We start from the raw sequence: 22,244 nt of genomic DNA, 5'->3' as shown, positions 1-22,244 counted from the left end.
GGGCCAGCCGCGCCCCGCAGTCGCGCCCCGGCCCGCGCCCCATGCCGCCGCGCGGCGCGCGCTGCGCCGCGCGGGGAGCGGGCGCGGCGGCGATCGCCGCCTCCAGCGCGCCGCGCGTCACGCCCTCGCAGCGGCAGACCAGCGTCTCGGGCGTCGCAAGCGCCCAGCCCGGATCGGGCGCGCGGTAGAGCCGCCACAGCGCCGCCTGGAAGCGCCGCGCTCGGGCCAGGTCGCGTCGAGCGGACTCCAGCGCCGCGCGATCCGGCGCATGGCCGAGATCGGCAGCGGCCGTCGCGCCGGCGATGTGTCCTTCGGCAGCCGCCACGCGCGCGCCGCCGAGACCGGCACCATCTCCGACGACGAACACTTCCGGCAGGCTGCTGCGCCCATCCGCGTCGCGTTGCGTCACCAGCATGCGCCGCGCCGCATCCCAATGCTGCACGCAGCCGAGTGCGCGCGCCAATTCGCCCTGCGGCTGGAAGCCGTAGCCGCAGCAGAGCGCGTCGGCCTCGAACACCCGTTCGCTGCGGGCGACCGGGCGGCCCGCCATGTCGATCTGCGCCAGAGTCACGCGGGCGACCGCGGCATCGCCTTCCGCCCGCAGCACCACGTGCCGATGCAGCACCGGCACGCGCGCGGCCATCAGGCGCAACCGGTCGCGCAGCCCGCGCGCGAGAAGGTCGGGCGCTGTCGCCGCCATCGCCAGCAGCGCCGCCGCGTCGTGGGGCGCGGGCGCGGCCTCTGCCAGCGCGACCACTTCGATCCCCGCGTCCAACAGCTCGATCGCGAGCTGCAGGTTCAGCGGCCCGTTGCCGGCCACCACCACGCGCCGCCCCGGCGCCACCCGCCAGGAGCGCACCAGTGTCTGGCCGGCACCGGTGGTCATCACGCCGGGCAGCGTCCAACCCGGAAAAGGCAGCGCCCGCTCATGCGCGCCGGTCGCCAGGATCACGCGCCGCGGCGCCAGGAAGCGGGTGCCGCCATCGGGCATCGCCAGCGCCACCTGGTCCGGCGCGACCGCGCTCCAGACCGCTGCACCCGAGAGGATCTCGGCGCCGCTCGCGCGCGTTCGCGCGGCGAGGTCCAGGCCCGCGCGCATCTGCGCGTCCGGGCGCGCGACATGGCGATGCGCCTTGGCGAGCGGCTTGAAGTATTGCCCGCCCAGGCTGCCGCGCTCATCCACCAGCGTCACCTGCACGCCCGCGGCGCGCGCGGCGAGCGCGGCGTGCTGCCCTGCCGGCCCCGCGCCGACCACCAGGATGTCGCAGGGCGTCGCGGGGCCGGGTGTCGGCGCGGGCGCCGCCTCGGCGCAGGGCATCGGATGCGCCACCTGCGTCGTCACGCACATCCCCGCGCGCAGCGTCGTCATACAGGCGCGCTGGTTCGGCCTGCCATCCACCGTCACCAGGCATTCCTGGCAGACGCCCATGCCGCACCACAGGCCCCGCATGCCGCCCTGCGCGGCATGGCGGAAGGCGCGACGGTCCGCCGCCGTCAGCGCGGCCGCGATGGTCTCGCCGGCGAAGCCGTCGAGGCGCTCGCCCTCGAAGCTGAAGGCAACGGGCGCGCCCTGCGGCGCGGTTCCCCGCCCCGCGATGCGCATGGATCTAGCCGCGTGCTCTCCGCACGACGTTACTCGGCGGCGCGCGGCAGCGCGGCCCCACGCGCCAGCTGGTTGGCGCGCTCGATGATCGGCTTGAGGCGCGCGACGCGATCGCGCCCTTCCTGCCCGAGCGAGGCGAAGGTGGTCAGCGGCGGGCGCACATCGCCCACCGGATAGCCCATGATCGCCGCCAGCGCCTTGGAATAGCACTGGTGGCCATAGGTGGGATGGCCCTCGGCGATGATGTGCTCGATCTCCGTGATGCAGCGCTGGATGCGCTTCGCTTCCGCGACGCGCCCCGCCGCCAGCAGCTCGCAGATGCGCGTGGAGGGCAGCGGCATGTAGTTGCCGAAGGGGTTCACATAGCCCACGGCGCCGAGGGCGTAGCTCTCCACGATGCGCTCGCCTGCGAAGACATTCATCACGCCGTCCGTCGCCTCGATGATGTCGTAGACGCGCGCGACGTCCTGGCTGGCTTCCTTGATGTAGCGGATCTGCTCGAAATCCTTGGTCAGCCGCGCCACCAGCTTCGCCGGCATGTCCACGTTGGAGGTGAAGGGGTTGTTGTAGAGCATGATCGGGATCGAAACGGCCTCGCAGATCGCCTTGTAGTAGCCGTGGATCTCGTCATGCGTCGGCGAGTAGTAGTAGGGCGGGATGATCATCAGCCCGTCGGCGCCGAGCCTTTCGGCCTCCTTGCTGTAGCGCACGGCGTTCGGCGTATGGGCGTTGGCGGTGCCCACCAGCACGTCGGCGCGGCCCTTGCAGTGCGCGACCGTCGCTTCCACGAGCTGCGTGCGCTCCTCGTCACTCACGGTCAGGAACTCGCCGGTCGTGCCGAGGATGATGAAGCCGGGCGCGCCCTCTCCGATCTGCCAGTCCAGGAAGCGCCGCAGCGCCGGCAGGTCGAGACCCGTCCCGTCCTCGGTGAAGGGCGTGACGATCACGGAATAGGAGCCGCGGAACTGCTTCGCCATGGCGGCGCGCCCTCTGCCTCGGATGCGGAGTGCGGAGGTTACAGGGACGCCATGCTCGTGTAAACGCAGCGACCGGAGAGCGGCAGCCGTGCGCATGGCGAACACGACGGATGTGCTGGTGGTCGGCGGCGGCATCGCCGGCTGCGCCACCGCCTGGATGCTGGCGCGGGAGGGCGTGGCGGTCACGATCCTCGAGCGCCGCGCCATCGGCGCCGGCGCCTCCGGCGCCAACGCCGGCAGCCTGCATGCGCAGATCGCGCATGAGCCCTTCCTGGCCAAGGGCGAGGGTTGGGCGCGCGCCTATGCACCGACGCTGGCGCTGCTCGACGCCTCCCTCGCGCTGTGGCGGCGCTGGCCGGAGGAACTCGCGACCGACCTCGATCTCGCGACACCCGGCGGGCTGCTGGTGGCGGAGACGGAGGCGCAGCTGGCCGACATAGGCCGCAAGGCGGCGATCGAGCGCGCGGCCGGCGTCGCGGTGGAGTTGCTGGACGCGGCCGGCATACGCCGCGTCGCGCCCTATGTCTCCCCGCGCGTCATCGGCGGCCTGTTCTGCCCCGCCGAGGGCAAGGCGAATCCGCTGGTGACGACGCCCGCCCTTGCCCGCGCCGCCACCGCCGCGGGTGCGCGGCTGCTGGCGCCCGTCGCGCTGCGCGCTCTGGCGCGGGATGCGGGCGGCTTCCGCGCCGAAACCGATGCCGGGGTGATCCGCGCCGCGCGCGTGGTGAACGCCGCCGGCGCCGAGGCGGCGCGCGTCTCCGCCCTGCTCGGCCTCGACCTGCCGATCGAGGCGCACCCGATCCAGGTCAACGTCACCGAGCCCGCCGCACCGCTGATCCGCCACCTGGTGTATCACGCGGTGGAGCGGCTCAGCCTCAAGCAGGCGCGCAACGGCGGCGTGCTGATCGGCGGCGGCTGGCCCTCGCGCCTGCGCGCCGATGGCCGGCTGGCGGCCGACCCGCGCAGCATGGCGGAGAACATCGCGGTCGCCATCGCCGCGGTGCCGGCCATTGCCGATCTCCGGCTGCTGCGCACCTGGCCCGCCATCGTCAACGGCACCGACGATTGGCGGCCGATCCTGGGCGAGGCGCATGGCGTTCCCGGCTTCTTCCACGCCATCTTCCCCTGGATGGGCTTCTCCGGCGCGCCCGTCACCGCGCGCATCACCGCGGACCTGCTGCTCGGCCGCGATCCGGGCTTCGACCTCGCCCCCTTCCGTGCCGACCGCTTCGTCGCGTTCGCCTGACGAACATTCACCCCCCATTGCGAACCCTGGCGCGGGATGCCTAGTCTGGCCGCGACGCGCATCGGGGGGATGGGTGCGGGCGCTGCTCTGGCTGGTGGACCGGCTGAACCTTGTGCTGACCTTCGGCATCGGCCTGCTGCTGGCCGTGATGACCGTCGCCGTCTTCACCCAGGTGATGGTGCGCTTCGTGCTGACCGCCGCCGGCATCAACCTCTCCGCCGCCTGGACCGAGGAAGTGGCGCGCTATGTGCTGATCTGGATCGTCTTCCTCGGCGCCGGCGTCGGCTGCCGGAAGCGCCAGCTCATCTCGCTCGAATTCGTGGTGCGCGCCTTGCCGTCGCTGCCGGGCCAGGGGCTCGTGCATCTCGGCCTGCTGGTCTGCCTCGGCTTCTTCGGGCTGCTGATCTCGGTCGGCCTCGCCTTCATGGAGCTCGGCGCGGTCGAGACCAGCCCGGTGATGCAGATCCCCAAGGCCTGGGTCTATGCCGCGATGCCGGCCGGCGCGGCGCTGATGATCCTGAACACCGCCGCGCTGATGGCGGAAGCGCTGCTGGACCGGCGCGACATCCGCAGCATCGGCGCCACGACGGAAGGCGTGGAATAGCGGATGGGCGGCGCGCTCCTCCTGCTGGCGGCGCTGTTCCTCGGCGGGCTGCCGATCGCGCTCGCGCTCGGCATCGCGCCGCTGCCGACCATGCTTGGCCTCGGCATCCCGCTCATCGCCATCCCGCAGGTGGTGTTCGAGAGCCTCGACAGCTTCGCGCTGATGGCGCTGCCGCTCTATGTGCTCGCCGGGCGGCTGATGCAGGTGGGCGGCATCGCCAAGCGGCTGGTCGGCTTCGCCATCGCGGTGGTCGGCGTCCTGCCGGGCGGGCTGGCCGCGGCGGTGGTGCTGACCTCGATGCTCTTCGCCACCATCAGCGGCAGCTCGGCGGCGACAGCTGCGGCGATCGGCGGCGTGCTGATCCCGGAGATGGAGCGGCAGCGCTACCCGCGGCCCTATTCCGCCTCGGTCGTCGCCGCCTCCGGCGAGCTCGGCGTCATCATCCCGCCTTCGGTGCCGATGGTGATCTATGCGGTGCTGACCGGCGTCTCCATCACCGACCTGTTCATCGCCGGCATCCTGCCCGGCCTGATGATCGGCCTGTCGCTGATGCTCACTGCAAGCCTGATGGCGATGGTCGCGGGCCATGGCGAGCGGGCGCGGCCGAGCCTCGGCGAATACGTCGCGAACCTCTTCGCCGCCTTCCGCCGCGCCTTCCTCTCGCTGCTGATGCCGGTGATCATCCTCGGAGGCATCTATGGCGGCATCTTCACGCCGACCGAGGCCGCGGTCGTCGCCGTGGTCTATGCGCTGCTGCTCGGCGTCTTCGTCTATCGCGAGATCGCCCTGACCGAGGTGCCGCGGATCTTCGCGGATGCCGCGCTCACCGCCTCCGTCGTCATGATCATCGTCGGCTTCGCCGCCATGTTCGGCTATGCGCTGCAGCTGCTGCAGGCGCCGCAGAAGATCGCGGCGATGCTCTCCGGCGTCTCCTCCGATCCGCTGGTCTTCCTGCTGCTGGTCAACTTGTTCCTGCTGGTGGTCGGCATGTTCATGGAGACCTTCGCGGCCATCATCATCCTGGCCCCCATCCTGGCCCCGATCGCGCTCGCCTTCGGCGTGGACCCGGTGCATTTCGGGCTGATCCTGATCGTCAACCTGGCGGTCGGCATGGTGACGCCGCCGGTCGGCGTGAACCTCTTCGTCGCCTGCGGCATCGCGCGCATCAGCATGGAACAGCTGATGCGGCCGCTGTCCGTGTTCCTGGCGGTGCTGCTGCTGAACCTGATGATCATCACCTACGTGCCCGCGCTGAGCCTTGCGCTGGTGCGCTAGAGCATTTTCAAGCCAGGTGGAATCGCCTGGCGACTCGGAAAATGCGATCGAACACTGGACTGGACCAACCACCGGGAGAGGAGAAACACCCAATGACACGCATCACCCGCCGCGGCCTCGGGCTTGCCGCCGCCGGCGTCGCCCTCGGCGCGCCCGGCATCGCCCGCGCGCAGGCCATCACCATGAATCTCGGCCATGTGCTGAGCCCCACCAGCGCCTACCAGGTGATCTTCGAACGTTTCAAAGAGCTCGCGGCGCAGCGCACCAACGGGCGCGTCACGGTCAACATCCAGGGCGGCGGCGCGGCCGGCAACGAGGGTCGTCTGATCCAGTCGCTGCGCACCGGCGTCATCGACGGCGCCTTTGTCGGCGGCTCCTCGCTGGAGACGGTGGTGCGCGACTACCGCGTGCTCTCCCTCCCCTACATCTTCGACGACCACCCGCAGGCGAACCGCGTGCTGCAGGGCCCGGTGGGCGACGAGCTGCTGAAGGAGCTGGAGCCGCTCGGCATGATGGGCCTCGGCTTCGGCGCGATCTTCGAGCGCAACATCGGCGGCCGCCGCGCCATCCGCACCCCGGCCGACCTGCAGGGCCTCAAGATCCGCGTGCTGCAGACGCCCGGCTTCGTGGAGGCCTATCGCGTGCTCGGCACGCAGCCGACGCCGATGGCCTATGGCGAGGTGTTCCTGGCGCTGCAGAACGGCGTGGTGGATGCGCTCGAGATCAGCAACGACGCCGTGGTCGCCGACCGCTTCGTGGAGGTGATCCAGCACTTCGCGCTGACCAAGGTGCACCAGTCCACCACCGTCTTCGCGGTCAGCGGCGCACGCTTCCGCGCGCTGCCGGCCGATGTGCAGGCAACGCTGCGGACGGCTGCGAAGGAGGCGATCCAGCACGGCCTCGGCATCCACGAACGGCTGAACGTGGAGGGCCTCGCCACCGTCCGCGCGCGCGGCATCGCGGTGACGGAGCCCGACCTCGAACCCTTCAAGGTCATCGCGCGGCGCAGCTACGACACGATCCTGGCCGAGGCGCCGAACGGCCGCGCCTGGGTCGAGAAGATCAACGCGGCCAAGCGCGCCGCCTGATCCGGCTGGGGGGGGGGGGGGGGGGGGGGGCCCGCCCGCCCCCCCCGGGGGGGGGGGCCGCGCGCAGGCGGCGGGCGATCCAGGCCGGCGTCACATCCGGGTCCACCCGCAGTTTTTGGCCCGAAAGCGCATCCAGCGCCGCGCCGAGCTCGCCCGGCGGGCGCAGCGCGACGGCGTTGCCGAGATGCGCCCGCAGCGCCGCATCGGCGCGCGCGGGGTCGAGGAACAGCGCCACCGTCCCGTCCGCGCGCAGCAGCGCCTGCGCGAGCGCGAGCGGCGTATAGGCCAAATCGGCGCCGCGGATGTTCAGCAGCCAGGCGACGGAATGCGCGTCGGCCAGCACCGCCGCGTCCTCGCCGGCCTCGCGCAGCGCCTTCGCCGCCGCCTGGCGCTTCGCGGCGGCATCCAGGCCGGCGAACTCCAGGGGATGCGGGATGGCCGGCGCCTCGGGCGGGGCCGGGCGGTCCGTCCAGACGGCGTCTATGGGGTTGCCGTCCAGCGGCACCAGCGTGGCGCCGGCGTCGGTGAGCTTTTGCAGCGCGGCCTCGGTGTGCAGCCAGGGGTCGTGGCCGATGCGTTTTCCTTTCGCTTCGGTCCGCAGGATTTCGGCGGGCGGCTGTTCCGTGATGTGCCGCAGTGTCCAGAGGCCGGCATTCGTCTCCCGCTCGGCCTGGGTGGTGTAGCGGCCATCCACGAAGAGGAAGGCGCGGTCGGGCAGCACCAGCGCCAGGCCCGCGCTGCCGGTGAAGCCCGTCAGCCAGGCCAGCCGCTCGGCCGAGGGCGGGACATATTCGCCGAGGAAGGCGTCGCCGCGCGGCACCAGCAGGCCATCCACGCCGCGCCGGGCGAGCTCGGCCCGCAGGATGGCCAGGCGAGCGGGGTGCGGGTCGGGGGTGGTCACGAAGCCTTAACTCCTGAACATGGTTCCACAGGTCCACATGCGCCGAGCGCATGGCTCGGGCGTTGTTGCAGCGCACCAAAAAGGGCCGGCCCGTCCCTATCTTCGGCTCACGCAGCGCGACCGGAGAGAGGCCATCGGGGCCGGCCCGGAGCGCGCCGCCACGAAGTTGGACGCATCATGAACCCCCGTCAGACCCAGGAACAGATCGGGCTGTTCTCCATCCCCACCCCGCCGCGGGCGTCCGAGGTGGACGCGCTGCGCGCCGAGGCCGCCGCCGCGCGCGACGCCGCCCTCGCCGGGGTGATCCGCCGCGCCTTCGCCGGGATCGGCCGCTTCCTCGCGACCATCGGCACCACGCTGCTGGAATTCCCCGAGCGCCGCGCGACCTTCGAACGCCTGCGCTCGCTGTCCGACCGCGAGCTGGCGGATATCGGCCTGAGCCGCAGCGACCTCGCCCGCGTCTTCGACCCGGATTTCCGGGTGCCCGCGGCGCCGGCCAACGCGAATGTCCGCCCGCTGCCGAGCGGCCGGCCCCGCGTGGCCTGACCCTTACTCCGCGGGGGCTGCCCCCCTCTACGGCCTCCGCGGACGCACGGGGCCGGCGCCCTCCCCCCGGGTGCCGGCCCCGTTCTTTTTGGCGGGCGACGGCGCGGCTATCCTGTCCGGGTTTGCAGGGGGAACGCATGCAGATCCGTCTCGATGGCCATACCGCGCTGATCACCGGCGCCTCCAAGGGCCTCGGCCGCGCCATGGCCGAAAGCTTCGCCGAGGCCGGCGCCGCCGTGGCCATCGTCGCCCGCCGCCCCGCCGAGCTCGAAGCGGCCAGGGCCGGGATCGCCGCGCGCTTCCAGGGCGCGCGGATCGCCGCCATCCCCGCCGATGTCTCGACCGCGGAGGGCTGCGCCAAGGCCGTGGCGGACGCGACCGCGGCGCTCGGGCCGGTGGACATCCTGGTGAACAACGCCGGCACCAGCCAGCGCGGCCCCTTTCCGGAGGTGGACGACGCGTTGTGGCAGGCCGATCTCGACCTCAAGCTCTTCGCCGCCATCCGCCTGACGCGCGCGGTGTGGCCCGGCATGGTGGCGCGGAACTGGGGGCGCGTGATCAACGTGCTCGCCATCGCGGCGAAGGCGCCCGCGGCGGAGAGCGCGCCGACCGCCGTCTCCCGCGCCGCCGGCATGGCGCTGACGAAGATCCTGGCGAACGAAGGCGCGAAGCACGGCATCCTGGTGAATGCGATGCTGGTGGGGCTGTTCGATTCCGAACAGCACCAGAAGCGCCATGCCGGGCTGCAGACCGCCGACAGCTACGACGAATGGCTCGCCAAGGCCGGCGCGGGGCTGCCGCTTGGCCGCTACGGACGGCCGGAGGAGTTTGCCGCGCTTGCGACGTTCCTCGTGTCGGACGCTGCGTCCTACATCACGGGCACGGCGATCAACGTGGATGGCGGGCGCAGCCCGGTGGTGTGACGCGCAATTGGGCAGCGCGCTGGAAAGATGAGCGGAAACGGTCGGCGCACCGCTCGATCTGCCTGAAAACGCGGCGGCACGCGGGTTGCTGACCGGACGGGAGCCGGCCATTTCGCCGGAACATCGTCCGAAGGACCCGTCGCCATGGCCCGTCGCTTCGCCAATCCCTTCGACCCCGACGCGTCGCTGTGCGGCTGCGGTCGCACGCACGCGCCGGGCCTCGCCTGTGACGACCTGCCGAACGCGCCCGCGCAGGACGGCACGCATGAGTATGGCGAGGTGGCGGAGCAGGCGGTGCTGCGCGCGCTGTATCCCGACGATGCGACGCGGCGCGGCATGCTGCGCGCGGTCGGCGCCGGCACGCTCTTCGCCGCGATCAACGCCTTCTTCCCGCTGGGTGCGGCGCGCGAGGCGCTGGCCCAGGCGCCGGGCGCGATCGAGAAGCGGGACCTGAAGATCGGGTTCATCCCGATCACCTGCGCCACGCCGATCATCATGGCGCATCCGATGGGCTTCTATCAGCGCCACGGGCTGAACGTGGAGGTGATCCGCACCGCCGGCTGGGCGGTGATCCGCGACCGCGCCATCGCGCGCGAATACGACGCGGCGCACATGCTGAGCCCGATGCCCCTGGCGATGAGCCTCGGCGCCGGCGTGGCGCAGCCGATCCCCTTCGCGGTCGCGGCGATCGAGAACACCAACGGCCAGGCGATCACGCTGGCGAACAAGCACAAGGACCGGCGCAACCCGCGCGACTGGAAGGGTTTTCGGTTCGCCGTGCCCTTCGACTTCTCGATGCACAACTACCTGCTGCGGCATTACCTGGCCGAGCATGGCGTGGACCCGGACCGCGACGTGCAGATCCGCTCCGTGCCGCCGCCGGAGATGGTCGCCAATCTCCGCGCCGACAACATCGACGGCTATCTCGGCCCCGATCCCTTCAACCAGCGCGCCGTATTCGACGGCGTCGGCTTCATCCACATCCTGACCAAGGAGCTGTGGGACGGCCATCCCTGCTGCGCCTTCGCCGTGCCGCGCAGCATGATCACGGACACGCCGAACACCTTCCACGCGCTGCTGCGCGCCATCGTGGAGGCGACGGGCTATTCGCAGAACGCCGCCAACCGGCGCGAGGTGGCGGCGGCGATCTCGGGCCAGAACTATCTCAACCAGCCGCAGACCGTGGTCGAGCAGGTGCTGACCGGCACCTTCGCCGATGGCCTCGGCCGCGTGCAACGCGTGCCCGACCGCATCGGCTTCGATCCCTTCCCCTGGCACTCCATGGCGATGTGGATCATGACGCAGATGCGCCGCTGGGGTCAGCTGAACCGCGAGGTGGATTATCGCCAGGTGGCCGAGCAGGTCTTCCTGGCGACGGACGCCGCGAACGCGATGCGCGCGCTCGGCCAGACGGTGCCCGCGACGACGGTGCAGTCCTTCACCCTGATGGGCCGCACCTTCGACCCGGCGAACCCGGCGCCCTGGACCGAGCGCGGCATCCGGACGTCCTGAGCCGGCCATGTCTTCCGGTGTGACGAATGCCCGGGCGGCGCTGCTGTCGCTTGCGCTGCTCGCCGCCTTCCTCGGCGCCTGGGAATTCTCCGCGCGGTCCGGCGGCGCGGGCGGGGGCGCGGCGCTCGATCCCGAATACGCCGCGCTGCTCGGCGCGGCGGCGGCGCAGGGCGGGCAGACGGCCTTCCCGATGCCGTCCGAGATCGCGGCGAGGCTCTGGGAACTGGTGCGCGACCCCTTCTACATCGCCGGGCCCAACGACCAGGGCATCGGCATCCAGCTGGCCTATTCGCTGGCCCGCGTCGCGGCGGGTTTTCTTCTGGCTGCCGCGGTCGCCATCCCGCTGGGTTTTCTCATCGGCATGTCGCCGCTGCTGAGTGCCGCGCTCAATCCCTTCATCCAGGTGCTGCGGCCGGTCTCGCCGCTCGCCTGGATGCCGCTCGCGCTCTACACCATCAAGGACAGCTCGATCTCCTCGATCTTCGTCATCTTCATCTGCTCGGTCTGGCCGATGCTGCTCAACACCGCCTTCGGCGTGTCGAGCACGCGGAAGGAGTGGCTGAATGTCGCGCGCACGTTGGAGGCGGGCCGGCTCAAGACCGCGTGGAAGGTCATCCTGCCGGCCGCCGCGCCGACCATCCTGACGGGGATGCGCATCTCCATCGGCATCGCCTGGCTGGTGATCGTGGCGGCGGAGATGCTCGTGGGCGGCACGGGCATCGGCTACTGGGTGTGGAACCAGTGGAACAACCTCTCGCTCGCCGACATCGTGATCGCGATCCTGCTGATCGGCATCGTCGGCCTGCTGCTGGACCGGCTGCTTGGCGTGCTCGCCCGCGCCGTGGCCTGGGCGGAGTGACGCGATGACGAAATACGTTTCCGTCGAGGGCATCGCGCGCCGCTATCCCGGCGCGACGATCTTCGAGGATCTCTGGTTCGACATCCGCCGCGGCGAGTTCGTCTGCCTCGTCGGCCATTCCGGCTGCGGCAAGACGACGGTGCTGAACATCCTCGCCGGGCTCGAGGCGCCGAGCGACGGCGTGGTGATCGTGGACGGGCAGGAGATCACCGGCCCCTCGCTGGACCGCGCCGTGATCTTCCAGGGCCACGCGCTGATGCCCTGGATGACGGCCGAGCAGAACGTGGCCTTCGCGCTGTCCTGCCGCCACAAGGACTGGGGCAAGGCGAAGCTGCGCGACGCCGCGCACGCCGCCCTGGAGAAGGTGGGCCTGGGCCATGCGGCCCAAAAAAAGCCGGCGCAGCTCTCGGGCGGGATGAAGCAGCGCGTGGGCATCGCGCGCGCGCTGGCGATCGCGCCGAAGATGCTGCTGATGGACGAGCCCTTCTCCGCGCTGGACGCCCTCACACGCGGCGCGCTGCAGGAGGAGGTTTCCCGGCTGGTCACCGAAGCGGATCAGACGGCCTTCATGATCACGCATGACGTGGACGAGGCGATCCTGCTGGCGGACCGCATCCTGCTGATGACCAACGGGCCGGAGGCGCGGCTGGCGGAGGTGGTGGTGAACACGCTGCCGCGGCCACGCGACCGCGCCAGCCTGCACCACATGCCGGGCTATCACGAGCTGCGCGATCACATCCTGGACTTCCTGATCACGCGCAGCCGCACGCTTGCCGGCAAGCCGCCTTCCGGCTGGAACCCGCGAGACGTGCCGGAAATCCGCCCCGCCCAATCCCACGCCATGGAGAACGCCGCATGACCCGCGCCGACCTGACGGAAAAGATCCTCGACATCAAGCGCGAGAAGAACTGGACCTGGAAATACATCTGCGGCGAGATCGGCGGCATCTCCGACACGCTGATCGTCGGCGCGCTGCTCGGCCAGATGAAGCTGGTGAAGCCGCTCGCCGCCAAGGCCGCCAAGCTGTTCGGCCTTTCCGAGGTCGAGGAGCGGATGCTGAACGAGGTGCCCTATCGCGGCACCGCGATGCCGCCGACCGATCCGCTGATCTACCGCTTCTACGAGATGGTGATGGTCAACGGCCCGGCCTGGAAGGCGCTGATCGAGGAGGAGTTCGGCGACGGCATCATGTCGGCGATCGACTTCGATTTCCACTTCGAGCGCATGGCGCATGAGAAGGGCGACCGGGTGAAGATCGAGATGACCGGGAAGTTCCTGCCCTACAAATACTACGGCGCCGAGCAGGGCATCCCCGCCTACGGCTTCAAGGAGGAGTAGTCCTCCGACCGGCCGGGCGTCAGCGCGCGAAGTTCAGGTAGAGCTTGCGCGCGATGTCCTGCTTCACATGGCCGAGCACGGCGGCGGGCAGCTCGGGCCGCCGCTCGAGGAAGGCGCGCAGCCGCGCCGTGGGCCAGCTGATGTAGCGGCCCGGCTCCTCGAAGCGGGCATCCACCGGCGAGGGCTCGCCGGTCAACACCATCGTCACGCCGATCAGGTCGCCGGGGGCGAGCTCGCCGATCCGGCGGTCCTCCCGCGTCATGGCGACGCGGCCGCGGATCGCGATGCTGACATGCTCGGCGGGCAGGCCGGCGACGAGCAGCTGCGTGCCCGCCGGCGCGTCCGACCAGCTGCCCTCCATCGCCAGGGCGAGGAATTCGCGCGGACGGATGCCGCGGAAGCCGAGGTCGTAGAGCGCCTGCTCGTCCGGGCCGAGCACGACCGGGCGGCGTTCGCGGTAGATGCGCCAGATCTGCACCAGGTTGATGGCCGTGAAGATCGCCGCCCAGAACACTGGCGGCCACAGCACCGTCTCCTGCAGCAGGAAGAAGGGCATGTTGGTCACCGCCGCCGCCACCGCGAACCAGCGCAGCCAGAGGATGTCGCGCACGGAATACGCGACCAGCAGCAGGATGTTGGACCCGTGCACGAGCAGATCGAGCGGCGCGAAGGACATGGCGGATCGGCTCCCGGCAGGAGGGGCGTGTCCCGCATTCCCGGCGATGCCGCGCGCCGGGGTGATCCGGCCTGCGGCAGCGAGGGAGGCGGATGGCGGCATGCCCGGCCGGTGGAGCCATGGCGGCGCACCGTGTGCTGCGGGCGGCTGCGGCGCAGGCGATGCGTGGGCGCAGGCGGGCAACCTAGCGGCCCGGGCTTCCGCGCGCGCCCCCACGGGCTTCACAGCTGCTTGAGCGCGCCCCTTCGACGCCGCGCCGCCTCGTGCTACGCACCGGCCCGAGATCGGAGGGATCCATGGCGAGGCAGCTGACGGTCGGCATCGCGGGGCTCGGCGCCATCGGGCTGCATCTGGCGCGCGCGCTGGATGCGGGCGTGGACGGGCTGCGGCTGGCCTGCGTCGCCGCGCGCGACCATGCAAAGGCGCGCGACAACCTGGCCGGCTTCCGCAATCCGCCGGCGATCGTCGCGCTCGCCGACCTCGCCGAGGCCGACATCGTGGTGGAAGCCGCGCCGGCGGCGATCTTCGAGGAGATCGCGAAGGCCGCGATCGCGCGCGGGCGGATCTTCGTCCCATCCTCCTGCGGCGCGCTACTGCCGCGCATGCATCTGGTGGAGGAAGCACGGAAGACCGGCGCGCGGATCATCGTGCCGACCGGCGCGCTGCTCGGCCTCGATGCGGTGCGCGCCGCGGCGGAAGGCGAGGTGGCCTCCGTCACCATCGAGACGCGCAAGCCGCCGCGCGGCCTGGTCGGCGCGCCCTATCTGGAGCAGCACGGCATCGACGTGCTGGCGGTGAAGGACGCGAAGCAGCTGGTGTTCAAGGGCAACGCCTATGACGCCGCGCAGGGCTTTCCGGCCAATGTGAATGTCGCGGCGGCGCTCGCGCTGGCCGGCATCGGGCCGCAGCGCACAATGATCGAGATCTGGGCGGACCCGCATGTCACGCGCAACACGCACACGATCCGCGTGGAGGCGGCGGCGGCGCGGCTGACCATGACGATCGAGAACGTGCCGAGCGAGGAGAACCCCCGCACCGGCAAGATCACGCCGCTGTCCATCCTGGCCTGCCTGCGCGGGCTGACCAGCACGCTGAAGGTGGGCAGCTAGGCTCGCCGCTTGGCGGAGCGTCCCACGCGGCGCGGCGGCGCTCGCCGGAGGGCGCCGCAGGTCTAGGCTGGCGGCGCGATGCTCGAGACCTTCGGCTTCACGCTGGTCGCGCTGCTGGTGATCGTGGATCCCGTGGGGACCGCCGTGATCTTCGCCAGCATGACGACCAACAACACCGCCGCCGAACGGCGGCGCCAGGCGATCCGCGCGACGGTGATCGCCACCGTCGTGCTGTTCGTCTTCGCGCTGCTGGGCGGATGGCTGCTGCGCGCGCTGGGGATCGGGCTGCCGGCGATGAAGGTGGCGGGCGGGCTGCTGCTGTTCCTGCTGGCGGCCGACATGGTGATGGGCCAGACCTTCCTGCGCGCCTCGCCGGAGGAGCAGAAGGCGGGCGCCGAGCAGCACGACGTCTCGGTCTTTCCGCTGGCGATCCCGCTGCTGGCGGGCCCCGGCGGCATGACCAGCATGGTGCTGATGCGCGAGCAGGCGCGCGGCGACCCGATGGCGCTGGCCGCGGTGATGGCGGCGCTGGTGGCGGTGCTGGTGCTGACGCTGGTCTGCCTGCTGGCGGCCGGACAGGTGGCGCGGCTGCTGGGGCAGACCGGCGGGCATGTGATCGGCCGCGTGCTCGGCGTGCTGCTCGCGGCGCTGGCGGCGCAGATCGCGCTGGACGGGCTGAAGCAGAGCCTCGGCGGCTGACGCTCAGCGCCGCGCGGGCGGCGTCGCCGGTGGTGCCGGCGGCGGCGGGGCCGGGATCGCGGCGGGCGCGGGCTGCGCGGGCGCGGCCTGCTCGGCGGCGAAGAAGCGCGCGACGCCATCGGGGAATTGCGCCATCGGCACCGGCAGGGCCAGCGGCTCGCGCTGGGCGGCGGCGACGAAGGCGATGCGCAGCACGCCGGCGCGGCGCAACGCGGCGAGCAGGTCGTCGGTGACCGGCACGCCGGCATAGACGCCCTCGGTGTCCGAGGTCTGGAAGGCGAGCCGCTGCGCCTCCCCGTCATCCAGCTGCCAGGTCATGCCGGCCGGCAGCAGCATCCCGTGCGGCAGCTTGAACACCAGGCCGAGGGAGCGCGTGGCGGGCTGGCGCGTGAGGATGATGCGCGCGATCCGCTGGTTCTGCGGACGCAGCATGACATTGGCCGACAGCTGGCAGTTGCGCGGCGTGGCCGTGTCGTCGCAGGTGACGCTCCAGGCCTCGGCGTCCGGGGCGGCGGGCTGGGCCGGGGCTGGCGGCGGGGCAGGCGCGGCTGCGGGCGACGGCGGGCGCTGTGCCGCCGCCGGCATCGCCGCCAGCATCGCCGCCGCCGCCAGCGCCGCGCGCATCCGCCCGCCCATCGCGCTCAGCCCTGCCGCGGCAGGATCTGCTCGGCCAGCGTCGCGAACCAGCTCGCGCCGACCGGCAAGATCTCGTCGTTGAAGTCGTATTTCGGGTGGTGGACCATCGCGTCGTCAGCCCCCTTGCCGCCGCCGAGGAAGAGATAGGCCCCGGCCTTCTTCTCCAGCATGAAGGAAAAATCCTCGCCGCCCATGGTGGGCTGGGGCAGCGGGCGGGTGCGCGCCTCGCCGGTGACGCTGCGCGCGGCGCGGGCGGCGATCTCGGTGCTTTCGGGCTCGTTCACCGTGGCCGGGTAGGCGCGGGCGAAGCTGCATTCGGCGGAGCCGCCCATCGCGGCCGCGATGCCGGTGACGATTTCCTTGAAGCGGCGCTCCAGCAGGTCGCCGACCTCGGGCAGGAACCAGCGGGCGGTGCCCTGCAGGTGCACGCTTTCGGGGATCACGTTGAAGGTGTGGCCGCCGGTGAAATGGGCGATGGTGATCACGCCGGCTTCGAGCGGGTTCACGTTGCGCGCTACCACGCTCTGCAGCGCGGCGACGATGTGCGACGCGATCAGGATCGGGTCCACGCCGTTATGCGGCATGGCGCCATGTGCGCCGCGGCCGGTGACGGTGGCTTCGAGGTTCGCCACCGCGGCCATCACGGGGCCCGGCGCGTGCAGGAAGGTGCCGGCGGGCGCGCCCGGCCAGTTGTGCATGCCGAAGATGCGCTCCATCGGGAAGCGCTCGAACAGGCCTTCCTTCACCATCACCTCGCCGCCGGCGAGGTTCTCTTCCGCCGGCTGGAAGACGAGATAGACGGTGCCGTCGAAGTTGCGGGTCTCGGCCAGGTATTTCGCGGCGCCGAGCAGCATCGTGGTGTGCCCGTCATGGCCGCAGGCATGCATCCTGCCCGGGATGGTGGAGGCGTGCGGCAGGCCGGTCAGTTCCTGCAAGGGCAGCGCGTCCATGTCGGCGCGGAAGCCGATGGCGCGGCCGGAGTTGCCGCTGCCGCGGATCACGCCGACCACGCCGGTCTTGGCGATGCCGGTATGCACCTCGTCGCAGCCGAATTCGCGCAGTTTCTGGGCGACGATGCCGGCGGTGCGCACCTCCTCGAAGCCGAGCTCGGGGTGCTGGTGGAAGTCTCGCCGCCAGGCGGTCATCTCCGGGTGGAACTCGGCGATGCGGTTGATGACGGGCATGGCAAGGCGTCCCCGGGAAGCGTTCAGGCCCCTGTAATGAGGGGCGGCGGCAGGCGGCGCAAGGTTCAGCCGGGCCGCAGGAACGCAAGATCCGCGCCGAGCGGGGCCTGGGTCACCTGCTCATGCACCAGGCGGTCCCAGCCGCGGGCGGGCGCCGGCGCCGGCTGCCAGGCGGCGCGGCGGGCGGCGAGCGTCGCCTCGTCCACCAGCAGGTCGAGGCGGCGGTCGTTCACGGAAAGCCTGATCCGGTCGCCGGTCTCGACGAAGGCGAGCGGCCCGCCAACCGCGGCTTCCGGCGCGACATGCAGCACGATGGTGCCGAAGGCGGTGCCCGACATGCGGCAATCGCTGATCCGCACCATATCCTTCACGCCCTGCCGCGCCAGCTTCTTCGGGATGGGCAGGTAGCCGGCTTCCGGCATGCCCGCGGGGCTGCGCGGGCCGGCGCCCTTCAGCACCAGGATGTCCTGGGCGCTGACCTCGAGGTCGGGGTCGTCCACGCGGTTCGCCAGGTCCTCGAGCCCGTCGAAGACGACGCAGCGGGCCTCGGTCTCGAACAGGGCGGGCGTGGCGGCGCTGCGCTTGAGGATGGCGCCGTCCGGCGCGAGGGTGCCGCGCAGCGTCACGATGCCGCCCGCCGGGCTGATCGGCATCTCACGCGCACGGATGATCTTCCGGTCCACGAAGTGGCCGCCATCGCCGATGCGCGTGCGGAGCGGGACGCCGTCGAGGTCCGGCGTGTCCAGATCGAGCAGGTCGCGGAGTTCCCAGAGCAGGGCGCGCATCCCGCCGGCCGAATGGAAGTCCTCCATGTAGCCCTCGCCGGTGGGCTTGAGGTCCACCAGCACGGGCGTCGTCTCGCTCAGCGCGTCGAGCCGGTCGAGGTCGAAGGCGAGGCCGGCGCGGCCGGCGATGGCGGCGAGATGCACGACCGCGTTGGTGGATCCGCCGAGCGAGAGCAGCACGCGCATCGCATTCTCGACGCTTTCGGGCGTGACCAGCGCGGCGGGGGGCATCGGGTTGGCGATCAGCCGCACCGCCTGGGCGCCGGCTTCCTCGGCGATGCGGAGCCGGTCGGCGTGGACCGCCGGGGCGCTGGCGGCGTCGAGCGGCATGAAGCCGAGGGTGGCGGCAAGGCAGGCCATGGTGCTGGCCGTGCCCATCACGCCGCAGGTGCCGGCCGTGGTCGCCAGCTTGCCTTCGATCGTCGCGATCTTGTCGTCCGTCACCTCGCCGGCGCGGTATTTCGCCCAGTAGCGGCGGCAATCGGTGCAGGCGGAGAGGCGCTCGCCCTCGAAGGCCTGGGCGAGCATCGGGCCGGTCACCAGCATGACGGAGGGGGTACCGGAGCTCACGGCGGCCATGAGCTGCGCCGGCACGGTCTTGTCGCAACCGCCGATCAGCACCGCCGCGTCCATCGGCTGGGCGGTGAGCATCGCCTCGGTGTCGAGCGCCATCAGGTTGCGGTAGTGCATGGAGCAGGGGTTCAGCGAGGGCTCGCACAGCGAGACCGTCGGGAAGGCCAGCGGCAGGCCACCGGCCGCCAGCACGCCACGCTTCACCGCCTCCAGCAGCTCGGGGACGGTGCGGTGGCAGTTGTTGTAGTCGCTCGCGGTGTCAGCGATGCCGACCACGGGCTTGTCCAGCATGGCCTGGGAATAGCCCATGGACTTGGCGAAGGACCGCCGGAGATAAAGCGCGAATTCCCGGTCCCCGTAGTTGGAGGAGCGGTTGGCGAGGCCGTGCTTGCGGGGCGTGTCGGTCATGCGGTGAGTCCTACTCCGTCTTCCTGCTGTTACTCCCTCCCCCGCCTGCGGGGGAGGGTCGGGGCGGGGGCGAAGCGGGGCGGGGGAGGAATGCGGTAATATGTTACCGCATATCCAAAAGGCCCTTCCCGCTTGACTTTTCCGCCCCTTCCCGCGATACGGCGCGCCGAACCCCGTTTCGGATCACTGTAAGAAGATGCTGACGAGACAGACCACCTCCATCAAGCCGGCGGAGGTCAGCAAGAACTGGGTGCTGATCGATGCGGAAGGCCTCGTGCTGGGCCGCCTCGCCTCGATCGTCGCCAACCGGCTGCGCGGCAAGCACAAGGCGCAGTTCACCCCGCATGTGGATTGCGGCGACCATGTCGTCGTGATCAACGCCCGGAAGGTCCGCGTGACGGGCCAGAAGGCGCAGCAGTCGGTGTTCTACTGGCACACCGGCTATCCGGGCGGCATCAAGGGCCGCAGCTTCCGCGAGCGGATCGAGAGCGCGCACCCCGAGCGCGTGATCGAGAAGGCGGTGGAGCGCATGATCACGCGCGGCCCGCTCGGCCGGCGGCAGATGGGCAACCTGCATGTCTATGCCGGGCCGGAGCATCCGCATGGCGGCAACACCCCGCAGGCGCTCGACGTCGCCGCGATGAACCGCAAGAACGTCGCCGCTGGCGGCGCGAAGAACAAGGTGGCGTAAGTCGATGAGCGAGCAGACTTCCCGCAGCGGCTCGCTGGCCGAGCTGAAGGACATGGTGAGCGCGGCCGGCGGCCCCGCCGCCGCCCAGGCCGAGGCCCCGCGCGAGCCGAAGCGCGACGCGCAGGGCCGCTCCTACGCGACCGGCCGGCGCAAGAACGCCATCGCCCGCGTCTGGGTGAAGCCCGGCAAGGGCGAGATGGAGATCAACGGCAAGGCGCTGTCGAAGTATTTCGCCCGGCCGGTGCTGCGCATGCTGATCTCTCAGCCCTTCCTGGTCACCGACCGCTACCAGCAGTTCGACGTGTACGCGACCGTCGTCGGCGGCGGCCTCTCGGGCCAGGCCGGCGCGCTGCGCCACGGCATCTCCCGCGCGCTGACCTACTACGAGCCGGGGCTGCGCCCGCTGCTCAAGAAGGCCGGCTTCCTGACGCGCGACCCGCGCGCCGTGGAGCGCAAGAAGTACGGCAAGCCGAAGGCGCGACGTTCGTTCCAGTTCTCCAAGCGCTGACTCCCAGCGGACCGGGCGTCACGCCCGGCCTGCATGGCTGGTTCATCCGGGGGGCGGGTCCGCAAGGGCCCGCCCCTCTTGCTTTTCCAGGGCAGTTGCAGGCCCCATCTGCAACGCGACAGGAGCCGCAACCATGGCAAAGGGCCCCATTCCGAGCGTCTTCATCGACGGCGAAGCCGGCACGACCGGCCTGCAGATCCGCGAGCGCCTGGCGCGCTTTCCCGGCATCGCGCTGCGATCGATCGCGCCCGAGCAGCGCAAGGATCCCGCGGCCAAGCGCGCACTGATGGCGGAGGTGGACCTGGTGGTGCTCTGCCTGCCCGACGACGCCGCGAAGGAAGCGGCGACGATGGCGGCGGAGCTCGGCGATGCCGCGCCGAAGCTGCTCGACGCCTCCACCGCGCATCGGGTGCATCCGGACTGGGTCTATGGCTTCGCGGAGTTGTCGGCCGCGCAGGAAGCGGCGATCGCCGCGGCGCCGCGCGTCGCCAATCCCGGCTGCTATCCCACGGGCGCCATCGCGCTGATCCGCCCGCTGGTCGAGGCCGGCATCCTGCCGCGCGACTATCCCGTGACGATCAACGCGGTCTCCGGCTATTCGGGCGGCGGCAAGGCGATGATCGCGGAGTTCGAACCGGCGCGCAGCGCAGCCCCGTTCTTCCTGTATGGGCTGACGCTCGAGCACAAGCATGTGCCGGAGATCCAGCACTATGGCGGCCTGACGCGGCGCCCGATCTTCGTGCCCAGCGTCGGCGACTTCGCGCAGGGCATGATGGTGAGCGTGCCGCTGCATCTCGACATGCTGAAGCCCGGCACGACCGTGGCCGACCTGGAGGGGGCGCTGCGCGACGCCTATGCGCGCTCCACCTGGGTGAGCGTGCAGCCGGCCGACGGCAAGGCGCGGCTGGCGCCGGAGGATCTGAACGGCTCCAACCGGCTGGAGCTGCGCGTCTACGGCAACGAGAAGCGTGGCCAGGCGGTGCTGGTCGCGCGGCTCGACAACCTGGGCAAGGGCGCCTCGGGCGCCGCGGTGCAGAATATCGGGCTGATGCTCGGCCTGGATGTCGCGCCGGCGCTGCCGCTGGCGGCGGAGTAGGGAAGCGAACGGCATGGACGACCTGCACCCGACCGCGAAGCGCGGCCCGCTCCTGCCCTTCGAGGGCCAGTTCCCGCGCATCCACCCGGAGGCCTGGGTGGCGCCGACCGCCGTCGTCGTGGGCGATGTCGAGATCGGCGCGGACAGCTCGATCTGGTATCACTGCGTGCTGCGCGGCGACACCAACATCATGCGCATCGGCGCGCGCACGAACGTGCAGGACGGCTCCATCCTGCATCTCAACGCGGGCGCGGAGCCGCTGATCATCGGTGACGACGTGACCATCGGCCATGCCTGCATCGTGCACGCCTGCACGCTCAAGAACCGCGCCTTCGTCGGCATGGGCGCGACGGTGCTGGACCGCGCGGTGATCGAGGAAGGCGGGATGCTCGGCGCGGGCGGGCTGCTGCCGCCGGGCAAGGTGATCGGGCCGGGCGAGCTCTGGATGGGCAACCCCGCCAAGCTCGTGCGCGTGATGACGGGGGAGGAGCGCGCGCGCTTCGACCGCACCGCGGTGCACTACGTGGAACTCGCGAAGCGCCACCGCGCGAGCCTGGCGTGAAGCGTCGTGCGCTGGCGCTGCTGCCCCTGCTGCTCGCGGCCTGCGAGCGCATGACCGTGGAGCCCGTGGCCGAACTGCCGCCCGAGGTGATGCGCGGCGCCGGCGATCCGGCGCGCTTCGCGACGGAAAGCGCGGCGCATGCCTTCCTCGACCGGGAGCGCGCGCTGGGCGGCGACCCCGCCGGCGCGGCCTTCGCCAGCGCGATGGTGGAGAATGCCGCGACGGCCTTCCAGGATGGCGGGCGCTTCGCCGACGGACCCTGGGTGACGCGGCTGCTGCGGGACGGCCGGGCGGCGCTGCGCCAGGCGATCGGGCTGGCCGCCGAGGCGACGCCGCAGCAGGCGCAGGATGCGCTGCTCGCCGCCGCCGCCGCCGTCCGCCGCGGCGACCAGGCCGGCGCGCGCGCCGCGGCCCCCCCCCGCCCGCCGCCCCGGGGCGCGGGGGG

Annotated in this window: 24 protein-coding genes; 17 read left to right on the top strand and 7 right to left on the bottom strand. The window is 71.6% G+C overall.

Annotated features, from left to right (window positions below):
* Both AC1MIR_RS26305 and AC1MIR_RS26300 read right to left on the bottom strand, forming a co-directional pair.
* The coding region (locus AC1MIR_RS26305; RefSeq protein WP_480031138.1) for an FAD-dependent oxidoreductase at positions 1-1,603 on the bottom strand (1,603 nt) is incomplete at its 3' end.
* Between the two features lie 29 nt (positions 1,604-1,632).
* Positions 1,633-2,580, bottom strand: coding sequence for a dihydrodipicolinate synthase family protein (locus tag AC1MIR_RS26300; RefSeq protein ID WP_480031137.1), 948 nt, complete (start codon positions 2,578-2,580; stop codon positions 1,633-1,635).
* A gap of 94 nt (positions 2,581-2,674) precedes the next feature.
* On the opposite strand from AC1MIR_RS26300, the gene AC1MIR_RS26295 reads away from it, so the two are divergent.
* The 4 genes from AC1MIR_RS26295 to AC1MIR_RS26280 all read left to right on the top strand — a co-directional run bounded on the left by AC1MIR_RS26295 (position 2,675) and on the right by AC1MIR_RS26280 (position 6,793).
* Positions 2,675-3,826: an NAD(P)/FAD-dependent oxidoreductase gene (locus AC1MIR_RS26295; protein WP_480031136.1), complete on the top strand. Its 1,152-nt coding sequence runs from the start codon at positions 2,675-2,677 to the stop codon at positions 3,824-3,826.
* 73 nt (positions 3,827-3,899) lie between these two features.
* The gene (locus AC1MIR_RS26290; RefSeq protein ID WP_480031135.1) at positions 3,900-4,430 is read left to right on the top strand and encodes a TRAP transporter small permease; all 531 of its coding nucleotides are present in this window, start codon (positions 3,900-3,902) and stop codon (positions 4,428-4,430) included.
* A gap of 3 nt (positions 4,431-4,433) precedes the next feature.
* The gene (locus tag AC1MIR_RS26285) at positions 4,434-5,705 is read left to right on the top strand and encodes a TRAP transporter large permease (protein WP_480031134.1); all 1,272 of its coding nucleotides are present in this window, start codon (positions 4,434-4,436) and stop codon (positions 5,703-5,705) included.
* 92 nt (positions 5,706-5,797) lie between these two features.
* The gene (locus AC1MIR_RS26280) at positions 5,798-6,793 is read left to right on the top strand and encodes a TRAP transporter substrate-binding protein (RefSeq protein ID WP_480031133.1); all 996 of its coding nucleotides are present in this window, start codon (positions 5,798-5,800) and stop codon (positions 6,791-6,793) included.
* Here the strand turns inward: AC1MIR_RS26280 and AC1MIR_RS26275 are convergent.
* Entirely contained in the window at positions 6,768-7,694 is a 927-nt protein-coding gene (locus AC1MIR_RS26275) for an aminopeptidase P family N-terminal domain-containing protein (protein ID WP_480031132.1), read from the bottom strand. The two genes, AC1MIR_RS26280 and AC1MIR_RS26275, sit on opposite strands and share 26 nt — an antisense overlap.
* 177 nt (positions 7,695-7,871) lie before the next feature.
* Here AC1MIR_RS26275 and AC1MIR_RS26270 point away from each other — a divergent pair, with 177 nt between their 5' ends.
* The 6 genes from AC1MIR_RS26270 (at position 7,872) to cynS (ending at position 12,872) form a co-directional block, all read left to right on the top strand.
* Positions 7,872-8,240, top strand: coding sequence for a DUF1127 domain-containing protein (locus AC1MIR_RS26270; protein ID WP_480031131.1), 369 nt, complete (start codon positions 7,872-7,874; stop codon positions 8,238-8,240).
* A gap of 137 nt (positions 8,241-8,377) precedes the next feature.
* On the top strand, positions 8,378-9,163 hold the full coding sequence (locus AC1MIR_RS26265) for an SDR family NAD(P)-dependent oxidoreductase (protein ID WP_480031130.1): 786 nt from the start codon (positions 8,378-8,380) through the stop codon (positions 9,161-9,163).
* A 144-nt stretch (positions 9,164-9,307) separates the two neighbouring features.
* On the top strand, positions 9,308-10,675 hold the full coding sequence (locus tag AC1MIR_RS26260; RefSeq protein WP_480031129.1) for a CmpA/NrtA family ABC transporter substrate-binding protein: 1,368 nt from the start codon (positions 9,308-9,310) through the stop codon (positions 10,673-10,675).
* A gap of 7 nt (positions 10,676-10,682) precedes the next feature.
* Positions 10,683-11,534, top strand: coding sequence for a nitrate ABC transporter permease (ntrB, locus tag AC1MIR_RS26255; RefSeq protein WP_480031128.1), 852 nt, complete (start codon positions 10,683-10,685; stop codon positions 11,532-11,534).
* Between the two features lie 4 nt (positions 11,535-11,538).
* Positions 11,539-12,393 carry an ABC transporter ATP-binding protein gene (locus AC1MIR_RS26250; RefSeq protein ID WP_480031127.1) on the top strand — a complete coding sequence of 285 codons (855 nt, stop codon included), beginning with the start codon at positions 11,539-11,541 and terminating at the stop codon, positions 12,391-12,393.
* Positions 12,390-12,872 carry a cyanase gene (gene cynS, locus AC1MIR_RS26245; RefSeq protein WP_480031126.1) on the top strand — a complete coding sequence of 161 codons (483 nt, stop codon included), beginning with the start codon at positions 12,390-12,392 and terminating at the stop codon, positions 12,870-12,872. Before AC1MIR_RS26250 ends, cynS begins: the two co-directional genes overlap by 4 nt.
* A gap of 19 nt (positions 12,873-12,891) precedes the next feature.
* On the opposite strand, the gene AC1MIR_RS26240 is transcribed toward cynS, so the two are convergent.
* The gene (locus AC1MIR_RS26240) at positions 12,892-13,548 is read right to left on the bottom strand and encodes a Crp/Fnr family transcriptional regulator (protein ID WP_480031125.1); all 657 of its coding nucleotides are present in this window, start codon (positions 13,546-13,548) and stop codon (positions 12,892-12,894) included.
* Between the two features lie 296 nt (positions 13,549-13,844).
* Between AC1MIR_RS26240 and AC1MIR_RS26235 the strand changes: the two genes are divergently transcribed.
* Together AC1MIR_RS26235 and AC1MIR_RS26230 are read left to right on the top strand one after the other, a co-directional pair.
* Positions 13,845-14,657, top strand: coding sequence for an aspartate dehydrogenase (locus AC1MIR_RS26235; protein WP_480031124.1), 813 nt, complete (start codon positions 13,845-13,847; stop codon positions 14,655-14,657).
* A gap of 78 nt (positions 14,658-14,735) precedes the next feature.
* Positions 14,736-15,356, top strand: a complete 621-nt coding sequence (locus AC1MIR_RS26230; RefSeq protein ID WP_480031123.1) for a MarC family protein — start codon at positions 14,736-14,738, stop codon at positions 15,354-15,356.
* Positions 15,357-15,359: 3 nt separating this feature from the next.
* Here AC1MIR_RS26230 and AC1MIR_RS26225 read toward each other — a convergent pair whose 3' ends face one another.
* The 3 genes from AC1MIR_RS26225 to AC1MIR_RS26215 all read right to left on the bottom strand — a co-directional run bounded on the left by AC1MIR_RS26225 (position 15,360) and on the right by AC1MIR_RS26215 (position 18,942).
* Positions 15,360-15,992, bottom strand: a complete 633-nt coding sequence (locus AC1MIR_RS26225) for an invasion associated locus B family protein (RefSeq protein ID WP_480031122.1) — start codon at positions 15,990-15,992, stop codon at positions 15,360-15,362.
* A gap of 5 nt (positions 15,993-15,997) precedes the next feature.
* Positions 15,998-17,176, bottom strand: coding sequence for a M20 aminoacylase family protein (locus tag AC1MIR_RS26220; protein WP_480031121.1), 1,179 nt, complete (start codon positions 17,174-17,176; stop codon positions 15,998-16,000).
* A gap of 65 nt (positions 17,177-17,241) precedes the next feature.
* Positions 17,242-18,942 (bottom strand): dihydroxy-acid dehydratase, encoded by a 1,701-nt coding sequence (locus tag AC1MIR_RS26215; protein ID WP_480031120.1) that lies wholly within the window; start codon positions 18,940-18,942, stop codon positions 17,242-17,244.
* 196 nt (positions 18,943-19,138) lie between these two features.
* On the opposite strand from AC1MIR_RS26215, the gene rplM reads away from it, so the two are divergent.
* From rplM to AC1MIR_RS26190, 5 genes are all read left to right on the top strand, one after another.
* Positions 19,139-19,633, top strand: a complete 495-nt coding sequence (gene rplM, locus AC1MIR_RS26210) for a 50S ribosomal protein L13 (RefSeq protein WP_480031119.1) — start codon at positions 19,139-19,141, stop codon at positions 19,631-19,633.
* A gap of 4 nt (positions 19,634-19,637) precedes the next feature.
* Positions 19,638-20,141, top strand: coding sequence for a 30S ribosomal protein S9 (gene rpsI, locus AC1MIR_RS26205; protein ID WP_480031118.1), 504 nt, complete (start codon positions 19,638-19,640; stop codon positions 20,139-20,141).
* Between the two features lie 133 nt (positions 20,142-20,274).
* Positions 20,275-21,237, top strand: coding sequence for an N-acetyl-gamma-glutamyl-phosphate reductase (gene argC, locus AC1MIR_RS26200; RefSeq protein WP_480031117.1), 963 nt, complete (start codon positions 20,275-20,277; stop codon positions 21,235-21,237).
* Between the two features lie 13 nt (positions 21,238-21,250).
* Positions 21,251-21,799 (top strand): gamma carbonic anhydrase family protein, encoded by a 549-nt coding sequence (locus AC1MIR_RS26195; RefSeq protein WP_480031116.1) that lies wholly within the window; start codon positions 21,251-21,253, stop codon positions 21,797-21,799.
* Positions 21,796-22,244, top strand: a 449-nt coding sequence (locus AC1MIR_RS26190) for a hypothetical protein (protein ID WP_480031115.1), incomplete at its 3' end; no start/stop codon positions are given. The genes AC1MIR_RS26195 and AC1MIR_RS26190, both read left to right, overlap by 4 nt.

This window comes from Falsiroseomonas sp. RANM36 (assembly GCF_056682175.1).
The sequence above is the reverse complement of the archived record's forward strand: the minus strand, read 5'-3'. Positions and strand labels throughout refer to the sequence as shown.